The 14454-nt window shown below is 42.4% G+C and carries 13 protein-coding genes; 5 read left to right on the forward strand and 8 right to left on the reverse strand.

Annotated features, from left to right (window positions below; all coding sequences use genetic code 11):
* Nucleotide 1: 1 nt before the first annotated feature.
* From C6348_RS16330 to C6348_RS16345, 4 genes are all read right to left on the reverse strand, one after another.
* Nucleotides 2-805, reverse strand: coding sequence for a formylglycine-generating enzyme family protein (locus C6348_RS16330; protein ID WP_106043746.1), 804 nt, complete (start codon nt 803-805; stop codon nt 2-4).
* Nucleotides 806-838: 33 nt separating this feature from the next.
* Nucleotides 839-1564 (reverse strand): GTP cyclohydrolase II, encoded by a 726-nt coding sequence (locus C6348_RS16335; protein WP_106043747.1) that lies wholly within the window; start codon nt 1562-1564, stop codon nt 839-841.
* Between the two features lie 349 nt (nt 1565-1913).
* A complete protein-coding gene (locus C6348_RS16340) occupies nt 1914-2570 on the reverse strand; it encodes a class I SAM-dependent methyltransferase (RefSeq protein ID WP_034664521.1) in 657 nt (218 codons plus the stop codon).
* A 950-nt stretch (nt 2571-3520) separates the two neighbouring features.
* On the reverse strand, nt 3521-3868 hold the full coding sequence (locus C6348_RS16345) for a YflT domain-containing protein (protein ID WP_060595744.1): 348 nt from the start codon (nt 3866-3868) through the stop codon (nt 3521-3523).
* 221 nt (nt 3869-4089) lie between these two features.
* Between C6348_RS16345 and C6348_RS16350 the strand changes: the two genes are divergently transcribed.
* On the forward strand, nt 4090-4479 hold the full coding sequence (locus C6348_RS16350) for a YfmB family protein (protein ID WP_106043748.1): 390 nt from the start codon (nt 4090-4092) through the stop codon (nt 4477-4479).
* 108 nt (nt 4480-4587) lie between these two features.
* Complete coding sequence (locus C6348_RS16355) at nt 4588-5592, forward strand: NADP-dependent oxidoreductase (RefSeq protein WP_060595742.1); 1005 nt, start codon at nt 4588-4590, stop codon at nt 5590-5592.
* 34 nt (nt 5593-5626) lie between these two features.
* Here C6348_RS16355 and C6348_RS16360 read toward each other — a convergent pair whose 3' ends face one another.
* Nucleotides 5627-6769 carry a DEAD/DEAH box helicase gene (locus C6348_RS16360; protein ID WP_106043749.1) on the reverse strand — a complete coding sequence of 381 codons (1143 nt, stop codon included), beginning with the start codon at nt 6767-6769 and terminating at the stop codon, nt 5627-5629.
* Between the two features lie 152 nt (nt 6770-6921).
* Here C6348_RS16360 and C6348_RS16365 point away from each other — a divergent pair, with 152 nt between their 5' ends.
* Complete coding sequence (locus tag C6348_RS16365) at nt 6922-8475, forward strand: ABC-F family ATP-binding cassette domain-containing protein (protein WP_024426645.1); 1554 nt, start codon at nt 6922-6924, stop codon at nt 8473-8475.
* 49 nt (nt 8476-8524) lie between these two features.
* On the opposite strand, the gene C6348_RS16370 is transcribed toward C6348_RS16365, so the two are convergent.
* Entirely contained in the window at nt 8525-9715 is a 1191-nt protein-coding gene (locus tag C6348_RS16370) for an MFS transporter (protein WP_034664540.1), read from the reverse strand.
* A 56-nt stretch (nt 9716-9771) separates the two neighbouring features.
* Entirely contained in the window at nt 9772-10197 is a 426-nt protein-coding gene (locus C6348_RS16375; RefSeq protein WP_034664543.1) for a MerR family transcriptional regulator, read from the reverse strand.
* 143 nt (nt 10198-10340) lie between these two features.
* Here C6348_RS16375 and folE2 point away from each other — a divergent pair, with 143 nt between their 5' ends.
* On the forward strand, nt 10341-11237 hold the full coding sequence (gene folE2, locus C6348_RS16380; protein ID WP_106043750.1) for a GTP cyclohydrolase FolE2: 897 nt from the start codon (nt 10341-10343) through the stop codon (nt 11235-11237).
* A gap of 25 nt (nt 11238-11262) precedes the next feature.
* Here folE2 and C6348_RS16385 read toward each other — a convergent pair whose 3' ends face one another.
* Nucleotides 11263-13152, reverse strand: coding sequence for an ABC-F family ATP-binding cassette domain-containing protein (locus C6348_RS16385; RefSeq protein ID WP_106043751.1), 1890 nt, complete (start codon nt 13150-13152; stop codon nt 11263-11265).
* 134 nt (nt 13153-13286) lie between these two features.
* On the opposite strand from C6348_RS16385, the gene C6348_RS16390 reads away from it, so the two are divergent.
* Complete coding sequence (locus tag C6348_RS16390) at nt 13287-14360, forward strand: tetratricopeptide repeat-containing glycosyltransferase family 2 protein (RefSeq protein WP_106043752.1); 1074 nt, start codon at nt 13287-13289, stop codon at nt 14358-14360.
* The last annotated feature ends 94 nt before the right edge of the window (nt 14361-14454 follow it).

Genomic DNA, 14454 nt, shown 5'->3' on the forward strand with positions numbered 1-14454 from the left:
TTTACACTCCCACCTTTATATGTTGTTTTTGACGAGTCACTATACGAAAACCAGTAAATCGGAAAACGGGATCTGGATGCTTCCCGTGTCTTCTGGCGACTCTGCATAAATCTCCGCCTCTTGCAAAGGAGCCTCCTTTTAAAATGTAGTAATCACTGCCAAGCGTCTCCGTTAAATCATCTACGACCTCGATGCCGCCTTCGTATACATGATATTTGGTGTTGACCCATTCCTCGACGTTGCCCCCCATATCATAAAGACCAAATAAGGATCTGCCCTTTTTGTATTGACGGACAGGCGTCGTTTTTTCAATATTTGATTCGAACGTATTACATAAAGAAGGATCAAACTCATCTCCCCACGGGTATTGATTTCTCGTATTTCCTCGGGCAGCATATTCCCATTCTTCTTCAGTAGGAATCGACACGTCTATCCCAAGTTTCCCGCTCAGCCACTGGCAGAACGAGAAGGCTTCCTCGATATCCATGCCCCAAGCCGGATGATCTTTCCCGCCACCAAGCTCTTGATTCGTTAAGCTCTCCGGGTACGTCTGGCCTGTTTCATCACAGTAGCTTTGATACCATTCATTGGTGACGACCGTATCTGAAATAAAAAATTCATTGATATACGGCTGATAGGATGGAAATTCTTTGTACAGCCATTTTTGAAATTTTTTCTCACGGCCGTAGGTTGGATTGAGAAGCTTGTCCTTCCAGAATTCTGATGCCTTTTTCATATCTTCTTCATTACTTCCAATCGTTGCATAGCCGCTTGGGATTTGAATCCAATTGATTTCAGGTTTCACGCTTTTCTCCCGCCTTCTTTAAAGTAAACTCATCTACTGATTAATTAATTTTTTCTCATCGACCATATGCCCTGAGGCTGCTTTTGCCTTTAAATAGGCTTCATTATAGAGAGAGGCTTCGACCGTATGATCAAACCGCAAAACAGGAAGACCGTAAGCAGCAATGGAATCGACTTTATCTGGATTGTTCGTTAGGAGGTGCATTGGTTTCCCTTTGTTTAAATAGTGCAGAACAGCCGCTGCCTCCTCGTAATGCCGGTCATCATCTCCGCACCCGATCAGGCGGTTGGCTTCAAATGTATCCAGCTTCATTTCCTGTAATTTATACGTCAATGCTTTCGCCATCAGCCCAATTGACCGCCCTTCTTGATTGGCCATATATACGAGCATGCCTTTACCGTAATCGGTGATTTTCTTCAGCGATAACGCAAGCTGTGGACCGCAGTCACATTTCAGTGACCCAAACACATCCCCTGTTTGGCAGACACTATGAATTCGCACTAGCGGCGGCACCTCATTTTCAAAGTCGCCAAATAAGAGACAAGAGGAAAAGGTTTGCTGCGTGGTACTCATTTGGACAATAGATTCGATCGTTGGTTTTGTCTCCCCTTCAACAGGTGCGAAGGCATACCATTTAAATGGCACTTCTTCATGTTGAATGGAGATCGGCAGGTTCACTGGCCCCACGAGCAAATAGTTTTTTTCTTGAAAGGTAAAATGATGAATCATTGATTGTAATTCATCTACAAACTTGTTCATTTGTCTCCCCCCTATTCATCGCTGCACCCAAATCGACTCTCATAGCGCAGTGATGGAGTGATGAATATGTGTCCGCACTCCCTTACTTAACATGTGTGCTCCTATTTCAAGCGGCACTCATTCCTAAAAAGAAGAATATAGATGTGCGATGCCTCTCATCGTTCAGACCTTGATTTTCGCAAAAATGTTTCCGTTCCACCTCTTCTAGCAATGTTTCAATCTAGGTCTTGTCCAGTACAAAGGAGCAGAAATCTTGGTTCATACGATGTTAACGCCTTTCGATTCTTACATGATGCATGCTCTTTATTAGAATGAACACCTCTGCTAGGTTTGAGTGATCACCTTTGTACTAGATTTTGACGGCAATGACATGATGCTGGCTAATGCCGGCCTTTGCTTTTAATGGTGTAATCGATACAAGCTCCAGACCTGATGAACAAATTCTTTCTCCAAGCTGAGAGTCTGAAAATGAAAAGTGGAAACGGCCATCTTCTCCGATCAACCCTGTTCTCCACTCTTCTCCCCATACAACAAGTGAGAAGACGCCGCCTTCATGAAGCAAAGAGGAGACCTGTTTTAAATAACGCTCATGATCATCAGGATGCTGGTGATGAAAGCAGCCATGATCTAAAATTAAATCAAACTGCATCCCGCGTCCCTGATCCATCGACCAGGACATAAAATCTTGATGAACAAAATGGACAGGAACCGTTTCTCTTTTCTGTAATCCTTCCCACTCCTCATGCTCATACAGGTCGATACCGACATATGCAGAAAGCCCCCTTAAATGTTCAAGTGCCCGGCCGTTCCCGCACCCGATATCGAGCACAGAAGCAAGTGCATTCTTTTCCCGTGAATGCCATGCCTTTAATGACATCACGGCTGCATCTGTTAAGGATGGATCAGTAGACCACATATCTGTTCTTTTCTCATAATGTTCTTGAAATGCCATACGCATTTTTTCTAGATACAACCCACTGTCTTCATGGTATAAAGCTTTTTTCATCACAGGACCTCCTTCTATTCAAAATCGACTTTTCGGGCAAAGGTCATTTTCAAGCCAAAAACCTTATGTTAAAATGAAAGATGGATTTTTTAGGAAAATCTGTTTTCTGAAAAAGGAGAGTAGCATCCCACATGTTCACTCTTCTTTTTCAGCATGCATCCTCATATGCAGCCATTTGAGAGCTGCAGCGCCTCAGCTTATTGTCTCTTTTTTTCATATGAGTTCACCTCCTTCACCGTTCGATCAACTCACAGCCTTTATTGAAACCGCTTTCTCTTCTGTACAGGAGTACGACGTCTTTTAAATATCTCTTGCAAAGGGATCATAGTAGAAAGATCATCTACTGTTTAAATCGGCTATCATTTCTTCTTCATGTAAAAAAACATTTTCTCGTGTTTAGTAGTAATTTTCCGAGTGCTTTTACCTTGGTTTTATGCCACCACCTATCACTAGAATGTGCTTCGAATAAACCCATCAGAAATTTAACAACTACTTCCATAATGACTGGATTAAGCCAAATATATTGTTTTTAGATTATTTTGTCAACAAATTATTTCCTAAACATTAAAATGAATTTTCTAATTGAAAATACAGGTATTTTTCGTGGTTTTTTGACCTCAAAACACTTATTTCTACACAAAAATACAACATAAACCAATAGAACTAAGAAATTTATCTACTAAATTACACAAGATTTTTATTTCATTTTGAAACAAAATTGAAAGATACAATGATTATTTCCCGAATGGATTTTTGTGATATTTTGACTATTTTTTTCTCATTTCCGATCATTTTCTTTGGTATATCTGCATTTTCAATTAGGTGATTTACTGTTTATTCCAATCTGCTGTTTTTTCTTATTATAGTAAAAAAGATGTGTCCTCTCCTTCAGAGATGATGGCATGAAAAAAAGCCCCTTACGAAAGTAAGAGGCTTTTTTCAGTTGGCGTTTATGCCCAAGTTTTCACTTTTTCATGGTCTGTCACAAAGAGAAGGACTTTTCCTTCGTCTAAATGTTCTTCAAATTTCTCAGCTTCTTCTTTAGAGAAACCAATTTCATGGATTTTATTTCGGAGCTCATCGCCCTTTTTACTAAAGATGTTCCCAACAGCATGTTTAAGTCCAACTTCTCTTTGACCTATCGTATTAGCATCTGCATTTCCAGCAATACGCTCTGTACGATCATCGTCATGGGACAGAACATAAATGTCCTCTCTGGCTACACCGAGTGCTTTTAATTGCTCTACATCTCTTTGAAGTGTCTCATCATTTGAATACTCTCTTACAACAGGTTTCATTTTATATTCCTCCTTTAGCGTCTTACGAATCTTTTACCCGTCACTTTTGTCATTAAACCTTCCTTGAGCACATCCATTTTACATTGTGTACTAACCGTGCCTATTGGCTTATTTTTGACAAAAATCCTGTAAAAATGACTAAATTTTCTGAAATATTGTATTCATCCCTCTTGTTTTGTTGTACAATTCTTATACTGGAGGCTAGAAATGAGGTAGAGCTGATGTATTACTTTTCAGCGGAGCAGCAGTTTAATGCTTGGGTTGTCAGTGATTTGGTGAAACAGCTTTTTCAGAAGTGGAATCCTGAAGAAGCAAAAGCAAAGCCGCTTACATTGTTTGCTGAACAGCACTTTCGCATCTCCATTGATTATCTCTTTTCAATCATCATTAACATTGGAGATATCGAGTCGATTGAACAAGATCCACAAGACCTGTTGTCCTCATACTTGAATATCCTTTTTCCTTTTGTGACGCACGATATGATGAAAGCCTCCATGCAAAATGCGAACGAATATTTGTTAAAAGAACGTGATGCGGACGTGTATCAGCTGTTTGGCTGTCTGCCGCCGCTCCTCTCTGTTGCCTTCCAAAAAAGCAGTCCTCATCTATGAGATGGCGGCTGCTTTTTTGTATGTGTTTGAAAAAGACCGTATGTTTTGAATGAAAAGAAGCATCATGTTAATGTAAATCTAGGCTGCAAGTGAAAGGGAGGATTTGACATGAGTCAACAAAAGCAAATTCAATTAGCCAAACGTCCAAAAGGATTACCTACAAAAGATGTTTTTCATTTTGAAACAGTCGATATACCTGTGCCGCAAGATGGCGAAGTCTTGATTCAAACGAAATATGTTTCTGTAGATCCTTATATGAGAGGACGAATGCAGGATACAAAATCCTATACACCTCCATTCAAGCTAAATGAAGTGATTCAGGGCGGTGTTGTCGGAGAAGTCGTTGAATCCAAATCGCCTCAATTTGAAAAAGGGGATTTTGTTCTTGGATTCCTTGGCTGGCAAGAATATTCCACAGCCAAAGCTGAATCTCTGACTAAAATTGATCCATCCATTGCGCCATTGTCCTATTATTTAGGCATTTTGGGCATGCCAGGGCAAACCGCTTATTTCGGACTTCTTGCGATTGGCCAGCCAAAAGAAGGCGAGACCGTTGTCATTTCTGGAGCCGCAGGTGCTGTTGGTTCCGTTGTGGGACAAATTGCTAAGATCAAAGGCGCACACGTCGTTGGGATTGCCGGATCTGATGACAAGCTGGCTTACTTAAAAGAGCTGGGCTTTGATGAAACGATTAATTATAAAACAACAAATGATTTAGATGATGCCATAGCAAAGGCGTGCCCTAACGGCGTCGATGTGTATTTTGACAATGTTGGCGGCGAAATTTCTGATGCCGTGATGAATCATTTGAACCGCTTTGCACGTATTCCAGTGTGCGGCGCGATTTCGTCTTATAACATTAGCGCAAGCGAGGACATCGGACCGCGTGTGCAAACAAAACTCATTAAAACAAGCGCATTGATGCAAGGCTTCATTGTTGCCAACTATTCAGATCGTTTTGAAGAGGCTGCAAGAGATCTCGCACAATGGGTAAAAGAAGACAAACTGACTTATAAAGAAACAATCATTGAAGGCTTTGACAACATTCCTGATGCATTCCTTGGACTGTTTAAAGGGGAAAATGTCGGAAAACAGCTTGTCAAAATTTCATAACAAGAAAGGACCCTCCATGTGGAAGGTCCTTTTTTTATGCTTGCTTGGGCGCAAGATGCAGCTGGCCTTGCTTATAAACAATTTCCTGAAGCGAAAGATTCAGCTTTTTCGCCATTTTTTTGAGCGTTGCATGCTCTTGAGGTGTGACTAGGCTGATGACAGCCCCTTCCTTTCCTGCGCGCCCGGTTCTGCCTGAACGGTGGATATAGCCTTCTTCGTTTGGCAGGTCGGCATGGATCACGTAAGGCAGATCGTCAATATCGATGCCTCTTGCTGCGATATCTGTTGCAAGGAGAAGCGGGAATTCACGCTGTTCAAATTCCTTTAAGATGATAGCACGCTCTGCTTTTTTCGCTTCACTATGAAGCACACCAAGGTCGACATGGTGATACGCTAATTTCTCTGCATAAATGCTTAAATTCGTAATATCACGCACAAACACGAGCGCCTGCATGTCCTCAAGGCGTGATAGCTTTTGCAGTAGTTTTACTTTGTCACGCTGATCACATAACAGATAATAGTGTCCTACTTTCTGCGCTTCTTCCTCACTTCTGGCAATTTTCAATACTTCTGGTTCAGATGTCATTTCTTTAATCAGTTGAACCGTTCCCTCTTTCAGCGTCGCAGAAAAACAAAGGATTTGTCTTTCTTTTAATGTGGATTTAATGATCGCTTGGATCGTTTTCATATGCTCTGGCACAAGAAGCTGATCTGCTTCATCTAGCACGACCGTTTTGACTTCGTGCATTTTCAGTTTCTTGATTTTGATTAATTCCTGTACACGGCCAGGTGTTGCGACAACGATGTTCGGGTGTTTCTTTAGTTTTTCCTGCTGCTTTTTGATGTTCGCTCCACCAATCAAGGAGACCGCTTTGATATCTGATCCTTGTTTGAACTCTTGCACGACATCAAAAATTTGCATCACAAGCTCTCTCGAAGGTGCCAAGATTAAGACTTGCGGGTGCTTGATATTCACATCGATTTTATTTAAAAGCGGCAACACATACGCCAGTGTCTTCCCCGTTCCCGTAGGCGATTCCGCGATCACATCACGCTTCTCCGTAATCCACTCTGCTGTTTTTTCTTGTATAGCTGTTGGTTTTTCGAAGCCAGCCGCTTGAAAGTTTTCCTGAATAAATGGCTTTGCTTCTTTCAAAAATGCCCAATTTTCTATCATGTCGATCTCCTTTATCCTCATTCAATCTATCCTTTAGTATCTCAAAATCAGCTTTGAAACGCAATTTTTCTTTTGATGCTTTTATCGAGCCGGACAGTTCGATATAATCATGAGAGGCACTAGCCGTTTTGAATCTATTTGAGGTGTAAAAAATGATATTATCTGTTAAAGATTTAAGCCATGGCTTTGGCGACAGAGCCATTTTTCACGAAGTCTCCTTCCGTTTATTAAAAGGCGAGCATGTCGGCTTAATTGGCGCCAACGGTGAAGGAAAGTCAACGTTTATGAATATTATTACTGGCAAGCTGGAGCCAGATGCAGGAAAAGTCGAATGGGCAAAAAATGTCCGTGTCGGCTACCTTGATCAGCATACTGTACTAGAAAAGGGAAGAACGATCCGCGAAGTGCTTCAGGATGCATTCCACTATTTATTTTCCATGGAAGCAGCGATGAATGACATTTACGGCAAAATGGGTGAAGCCGATCCTGATGAGCTGGAAAAGCTGTTAGAGGAAGTTGGCGTCATTCAAGATGCGCTCACAAACAATGATTTTTATATTATTGATTCCAAGGTCGAAGAAATTGCGAGAGGTCTTGGGTTAACGGATCTTGGGCTGGACCGTGATGTGACGGAGCTGAGCGGCGGACAGCGTACAAAAGTATTGCTTGCGAAATTGCTGTTAGAAAAGCCAGAAATTCTCCTTCTCGATGAGCCAACCAACTATTTGGATGAGCAGCATATTGAGTGGCTGAAGCGCTATTTACAGGAATATGAAAATGCGTTTATCCTCATTTCACATGATATTCCGTTTTTAAACAGTGTCATTAACTTGATTTATCATGTTGAAAATCAAGAGCTCACGCGCTATGTTGGTGATTATGATCAATTTAAACAAGTGTACGAAGTCAAAAAGCAGCAGCTTGAAGCAGCTTATAAAAGGCAGCAGCAGGAAGTCGCTGAATTAAAGGATTTTGTTGCAAGAAACAAAGCACGTGTCAGCACAAGAAATATGGCCATGTCCCGTCAAAAGAAACTGGATAAAATGGATATGATTGAACTCGCAGCAGAAAAGCCAAAGCCTGAATTCCACTTTAAGCCGGCACGAACTTCCGGGAAATTGATTTTTGAAACAAAAGATTTGGTCATTGGTTATGATGAACCGCTCTCTCGTCCATTGAATCTGAAAATGGAACGCGGGCAAAAAATTGCGTTATACGGCGCTAACGGTATCGGAAAAACGACATTGCTGCGAAGTCTTCTTGGAGAAATCACGCCAATTTCTGGTGAGGTGGAACGCGGAGAATTCCTGCATATTGGCTACTTTGAGCAAGAAGTAAAAGAGCAAAACAGCAACACTTGTATTGAAGAGGTGTGGAGTACCTTCCCTTCTTACACGCAATATGAAGTCAGAGCCGCTCTTGCAAAATGCGGATTAACGACAAAGCATATTGAAAGCCGCGTGTCTGTTTTAAGCGGTGGAGAAAAAGCAAAGGTCCGTCTTTGTAAGCTGATCAACGAAGAAACCAACTTACTTGTTCTCGATGAGCCGACCAATCACTTGGATGTCGATGCAAAAGAAGAACTAAAACGTGCATTAAAAGAATACAAAGGGAGCGTCTTATTGATCTCTCACGAACCTGAATTTTATCAAGATGTAGCCACTGAAACTTGGAATTGCGAATCTTGGACGACAAAAGTATTATAACGACAAAAAAGCCTTATATCTGTTCAGAAGATATAAGGCTTTTTTCTATTTAATGACCTGCTTGAATATTGACCAAATGCTTCCGACCAAGAAGCAGGATGATCATGCCTAACAGAACGACAGCCGCCCCAACATAGTAAGGGGTGCTTGCTGTGTAAGATTCAGCAAGTACGCCGGCAATCCAAGGAGCAATCGCGCCCCCAATAAACCGCACAGCACTGTAAGAGGATGAAGCAATCGAACGTTCAACCGGCGCCGATCCCATCACAGCGGTCGTGAGCACTGTATTGATCATGCCAAGGATGCCCCCAGCAATAACAATTCCGCAGATGACGACTACAACATGTGAAGTCCATACCCCAATGCCGAATAAAATCACAGCAAATGAAGCAAACAGAACCACAAGGGAAGTCAATGTCCCAAGTTTGCGATGAATGACCGGCGCTGAGAAGACGGATGTCACGGCCAAAAAAAGTCCCCATCCAAAAAAGACATAACCAAGACCATGCTCATCCAGATGAAGCACAAATGGCGAATAGGCTAAAAGCACAAAGAAACCAAAATTGTATAAGAAAGCCGCAGATGCCATCGTTAATAGCCCTTTATATTTTAACGCCCCCACAGCCTCGAATAATTTCACCTTTTTCTGAGGTTTTTGCATCGGCGGGAGCATAAACGTAATGGCTAAAAGAGCAACAAGCATTAACACCGCAACGCCAAAGAATGGCCCGCGCCAAGAGATCGTCCCAAGCTCTCCGCCAAGCAGCGGTCCAACCGAAATCCCAAGACCTAGTGCAGCCTCGTATAAAATAATGGCCTTCGCACTTCCTCCAACAGACACACCGACAATGACAGAGAGGGCAGTTGAAATAAATAAGGCATTCCCAATGCCCCATCCGCCTCTAAAGCCGATTAATTCATTAATCGTTGAAGAGGTACCGCCTAAAGCAGAAAAGACAATAATAAAAATGAGTCCTACTAATAACGTCCATTTCGCACCAATCCGACTAGAGATAAAGCCGGTAAAAAACATGACAAAGCCGGTCACAAGTAAGTAGCTCGTAAATAAAAGGGAGACCTGACTTGGAGATGCATCTAATTGTGATGCAATGGCTGGCAAGATCGGGTCCACAAGTCCTATCCCCATAAATGAAATCACACACGCAAAGGCAACAGCCCAGACGGCTTTCGGCTGCCTAAGCAGACTTGTACGCTGTTTCAACACTTCTTCTTCCTTCATTCCATCAGAACCTTTCCTTCAAATGTTGACAAAATAAAATAAACACGCAGAGGTGTTTATTTTTGTAATTGCTCAATTGCATGAGCCGCTCTTTCTTTCATCGTTTCAAGATCCTTTTTAAAAGATTGAATCGTTTCAAGCTTTTTTGTAATCAATTGATGCTGTACAGACAGCTGCGCCTCAATATCTAACAGCTTCTCTAATCGTTCCTTCGGATCAAGCGACAGCAAGTAACCCTCTTTATTCAGCTCAAGCTGCTTTCCTATTTCCATAAACGATTGAAGCTCTTGTAAAGAAAACCCAAGTACCTCTTTTGCCTGCATCACTTTCTCTAGTTCTTCCATGTCGTCCTCTGAGTAAAGTCTGACACCGCCCTCTGTCCGCTTTGGTGCTGATAATAAACCAATCTCTTCATAGAAACGTATCGTCCGTTTGGTCAGTCCGCTTCTTTTCGCCACTTGATCAATTTTCATCCATTCCATTGCCAGTGCCTCCTGCTCATCAATTCATGATTTATTATAGACCTTTATAACCTTAACGTAAACGTAAATGTTTGCACTCTTGATTTTTCTCGTGTTTTGATGCAAAATAAATAGTAATAATTACGATTTAAAGGAGGGATCTCATGTTTTCTTTTCCACCCAAAAAAGAACGACACCAACAATTCGGATCTGTACCGCCAAGCCTTGGAACGAAGTCCCCTCAAAAAGAGAACATGACTGACATCCAAAAGACGGAGCAGGACTTTTATTTTCATCTTGAACAAGTCGGCATCTGCCGCGTGTCTTATCCTGTACGAATTTTGTCTAAAACGGCACCGCAGGACCAAATAACTTCTGCTGACTTTGCACTGAGTACCTCCCTGAGAGCTCACGAAAAAGGCATTCATATGAGCCGTCTCACTGAACAGCTGCACTCGTTTTACGAAAGCGGCAAGCCGCTTGATGTGAATAGCTTAAAAGCATTGACAGCAGCGCTTACCCGTCAGATGAATCAGTCATCTGCCTCGGTTCAAGTTTCCTTCCCTTGGTACATGGAAAAGCAAAGCCCGGTCACCGGGAAATCGGGTTTGATGCATGCGACAATCACATATGACATTCATTTTCATGAAAAGGATGGATGGACCTGTCATATTGGCTGCGATGCACAAGTCACCACATTATGTCCTTGTTCTAAAGAAATTAGTGAATACGGTGCACATAATCAGCGCGGCTCTGTTTCCATTCAGGTAGAGTTGTTTGAACAAACATCATTTCCTGAAGACATGAAAGCAGCTCTTTTACATATCATTGAGTCCAATGCGAGTGCACCGCTCTATCCTGTGCTTAAAAGACCTGATGAAAAGAAAGTGACAGAAGAGGCTTATGAAAATCCACGCTTTGTAGAAGATCTCACAAGGTTAATGGCCATCGAATTATATGAGCAGCCATGGGTCAGGGGCTTTCAAGTCGAGTGTCGTAATGAGGAATCCATTCATCAGCATGATGCCTATGCGAAATGCTCTTATCAAAAAAACCTGTAGATCAACTCTACAGGTTTCTTATTTCTTAGTCATGACTCTCTAATTCCTCAATCATCAGCGATAGTTCTGTCCAGCGGTCCATTGCTTGTTCTAGTTCTTCAGCAACGGCTTTTTGTTCGTCCATCAGCTCTTGAATTTTTCCAAAATCACTGCCTGCCTCCGCAATGCTGGATTCAAGCTGCTGGTGTTTTTCCTCTAAAGCCTGTATCCGGTCTTCAATTCCGTCCCATTCAAGCTGGTCTTTATAAGAAAGTTTTTTTCTCTTTTTAGGTGCCGCTTCTACTTGTTTATCAGCAGGCTTTGTCTCTGTCCGCTTCGCCTCTTTTTCTTGTTCCATGTAATCGCTGTAAGCGCCTTGGTAGTGTGAAATGCGGCCATTTCCTTCAAAGACAAGCAGACGATGAACCACTCGGTCTAAGAAATAACGATCATGCGATACGGTCATGACAACGCCAGGAAACTGTTCTAAATAATCCTCTAAAATGCTGAGGGTCTCCGTATCAAGATCGTTCGTCGGCTCATCTAAAAAGAGAACATTTGGTTCTTCCATTAAGACTTTCAATAAATACAATCTGCGGCGTTCTCCCCCTGACAGCTTGCGAATAAACGTCCGCTGCATGGATCTTGGGAATAGGAACCGTTCTAGCATTTGCTCTGCTGTCACGATGGCGCCATCAGATGTCTTGACGATCTCAGCTGTTTCCTTGATGTACTCAATGATGGTCAGTTCTTCATCCATTTCCTTGTGATCCTGCGTGTAATAGCCAATGCGAACGGTTTGTCCAATGGTCAATTGTCCTGTAGTCGGTTCTATTTTACCCGCTAGACAGTTAAGAAGAGTCGTTTTGCCGACTCCATTCGGTCCGATAAATCCAATCCGGTCGCCCGGCACGACTAAATCTGTAAACCGCTCCACAAGGGTCTGGCCAGCAAATGAAATTGATAAGTCTTCTGCCTCTATGACTTGTTTTCCTAGGCGGTGCGAGCCGATAGCGAAATCAAGCTCTCCTTTCGCATCAGGCCCTTTTTGATCCATCAGCTCTTCGGCTCTGCCAATGCGTGCTTTTTGCTTCGTCGTTCTTGCTTTTGCCCCTCTTCTCAGCCATGCAAGTTCTCGTCTGAGTAAGTTTTGACGCTTCGTTTCTTTCACCTGAGCTTCTGCTTCTCGTTCGGCTCTTTTTTCTAAAAAGACTTCATAATTTCCTTTATACGTATAGAGCTGCCCTTGATTCAATTCATAAATTCGGTTGGCCACACGGTTTAGGAAATAACGATCATGCGTCACCAGAATGACAGCACCGCTGTATTGACTCAAATATCCTTCGAGCCATTCAATCGTTGCATTATCGAGATGGTTGGTTGGCTCGTCTAAAATCAGCAATCCCGCGGGCTGAATTAAATTTTTAGCAATCGCGACACGCTTTTTCTGTCCGCCTGATAATGCATGAACAGAGCGGCTCACATCTTTGACACCAAGCTTTGTCAAAATCGTTTTTGCTGACAGGTTCGCATCCCATGCATCTTCCTGATCCATTCGATTTTGCATGCGCATCAGCGCTTCTTGTTTTGCTTCATTTTGCGGATCATGCTCTAAATCGGCTAGCGCCTGTTCATACGCCTTCATCGTTTGAATCATGGGTGCCGTTCCAGAAAAAATGTAATCAAGAATCGTTTCATCCCCGCTCATTTCAGGGTCTTGCTCGAGAAATTCGATATCAAGTGTCCCTGCTTTCGAGATGTCACCCTCCTCAAACGATTCAAGTCCCGCAATGACCTTTAGGAGCGTTGACTTTCCTGTTCCGTTTGGTCCAATCAATCCGATGCGCTCCTTTGGTTCTATATGAAAAGAAATATGATCAAACAGCGTTTTCTCGCCATATGTTTTATATAATCCTTCAACATTCAATAAACTCATTTTTATCAGCCCTTACATAGATTCTCCCTTTATTTTAAATCAGCCAGTAGCAGAAAACTAGTTTTAAAAAAACCCGCTGCTGAAAAGAATGTTTCCTTTTGCTGCTCGATACACTATGAAGAGGTGATCTAAAGATGGTAACCATTAGCTTATGTATGATTGTGAAAAATGAAGAGGAGGTGTTAGCGGACTGCCTTTCCTCTGTCCAAGACATTGTAGATGAGATGATCATCGTTGATACAGGGTCAACAGATCGTACGAAGGAGATTGCTCACTCCTTTTCAGCACAGGTACTTGATTTCGAATGGGTTCAGCACTTTGCAAAAGCCCGCAATTTCGCTTTCTCACATGCAACGAAAGAGTATATTTTATGGCTTGATGCAGACGATGTTCTACTAGAAGAAGACCGTCAAAAATTTCTTCAGCTCAAAGAGACGCTTGATCCTTCGGTGGATGCCGTCTCAATGTTTTATCATGTGGGATTTGATCAAGACGGTCGGGTGAATTTTAAATATAGAAGAAATCGCCTTGTGAAGCGTGTCTTGAACTTTCAGTGGTACGGGGCCGTACATGAGTTTCTTCAAGTGTATGGCAACATCTTTCCAGCCGATATAGCCGTCACACATCAAAAGCGCAAGAAAACAACCACTGGTGAGCCCGGGCGCAATCTTCGAATTTATGAAGACATGCTTGCAAAAGGAGAGGACATGACGCCACGTGATCTCTTTTACTTTGCCAATGAATTAAAAGATAACAGGCAGCATGTCAGGGCGATTCGTTTTTATCATGAATTTTTAGCGACAAAACAGTGCTGGATTGAGGATGAAATTCGCACATGCCAATATTTAGCCGACTGCTATTATGCGGTAGGCTTCGAGGAAGCGGCTTTATCCTCATTATTACGTTCTTTCTTATACGATCAGCCCCGTCCAGAATTTTGCTGCCGGATCGGGGATCATCTAAAAATACAAAATAAACATCAGGCAGCGATCTTTTGGTATGAGCAGGCGCTGAAGGCTCCTGAAAACGAAACAGCCTTCACACTCACACAGTATAAAACGTGGTATCCACATCTCCAGCTTTGCTATTGTTATTATCAGCTCGGCGATTTGGAAAAAGCCAAGACACATCACCTTGCCTCCTCCGCCCATTACCCCACTCATCCAAGTGTGCTGTTCAATGAAAAAATATTTGCTGAACAGACATAGATCCCCCGTCACCACATCCGCCTTCCACCTGCCAGCGGATGTCTCTTTTTATGCACAAATTCGATTGTGATGTTTAACACTTTAGTGATTTAAA

The organism is Bacillus sp. YBWC18 (assembly GCF_002998775.1).
In the GTDB taxonomy this organism is placed as follows: domain Bacteria; phylum Bacillota; class Bacilli; order Bacillales; family Bacillaceae; genus Bacillus.

Bases quoted from the DNA above. Each gene is read 5' to 3' on its own strand.
- C6348_RS16335 (WP_106043747.1), bottom strand. From the start codon at position 1,564: ATGAACAAGTTTGTAGATGAATTACAATCAATGATTCATCATTTTACC.
- C6348_RS16340 (WP_034664521.1), bottom strand. From the start codon at position 2,570: ATGAAAAAAGCTTTATACCATGAAGACAGTGGGTTGTATCTAGAAAAA.
- C6348_RS16345 (WP_060595744.1), bottom strand. From the start codon at position 3,868: ATGAAACCTGTTGTAAGAGAGTATTCAAATGATGAGACACTTCAAAGA.
- C6348_RS16350 (WP_106043748.1), top strand. From the start codon at position 4,090: ATGTATTACTTTTCAGCGGAGCAGCAGTTTAATGCTTGGGTTGTCAGT.
- C6348_RS16355 (WP_060595742.1), top strand. From the start codon at position 4,588: ATGAGTCAACAAAAGCAAATTCAATTAGCCAAACGTCCAAAAGGATTA.
- C6348_RS16360 (WP_106043749.1), bottom strand. From the start codon at position 6,769: ATGATAGAAAATTGGGCATTTTTGAAAGAAGCAAAGCCATTTATTCAG.
- C6348_RS16365 (WP_024426645.1), top strand. From the start codon at position 6,922: ATGATATTATCTGTTAAAGATTTAAGCCATGGCTTTGGCGACAGAGCC.
- C6348_RS16370 (WP_034664540.1), bottom strand. From the start codon at position 9,715: ATGAAGGAAGAAGAAGTGTTGAAACAGCGTACAAGTCTGCTTAGGCAG.
- C6348_RS16375 (WP_034664543.1), bottom strand. From the start codon at position 10,197: ATGGAATGGATGAAAATTGATCAAGTGGCGAAAAGAAGCGGACTGACC.
- folE2 (WP_106043750.1), top strand. From the start codon at position 10,341: ATGTTTTCTTTTCCACCCAAAAAAGAACGACACCAACAATTCGGATCT.
- C6348_RS16385 (WP_106043751.1), bottom strand. From the start codon at position 13,152: ATGAGTTTATTGAATGTTGAAGGATTATATAAAACATATGGCGAGAAA.
- C6348_RS16390 (WP_106043752.1), top strand. From the start codon at position 13,287: ATGGTAACCATTAGCTTATGTATGATTGTGAAAAATGAAGAGGAGGTG.